The organism is Mesorhizobium sp. WSM4845 (assembly GCF_055811455.1).
Window position 1 is genome coordinate 1 of record NZ_JBVVQA010000126.1, and the last position, 272, is coordinate 272.

Consider the following 272-nt stretch of genomic DNA (forward strand, 5'->3'; position numbering starts at 1 on the left):
GCAGTGCGTGACCCTCACGATATTGCAGTGGTCGCCATCGCTATCGCCGGAGCGTGTTTTGGGTTTCTGTGGTGGAATGCTAAGCCCGCCCAGATTTTTCTTGGCGACACAGGATCGTTGGCTCTTGGTGGCGCTGTTGCCGGTATGGCCGTCGTCAGTCGCACTGAGCTGCTCCTGGTCATTATTGGTGCTCTCTTCGTCATCGAAACGGTCTCGGTTATGTTGCAGGTCAGTGTGTTTAAGATCACTGGCGGAAAACGTGTCTTTAAAAT

At 53.3% G+C, this 272-nt stretch carries 1 pseudogene; it reads left to right on the plus strand.

The annotated features are described in order from the left end of the window. Positions 1-27: 27 nt before the first annotated feature. Positions 28-272, plus strand: a pseudogene (gene mraY, locus AC0L2C_RS34295) (phospho-N-acetylmuramoyl-pentapeptide-transferase); the annotation flags it as partial.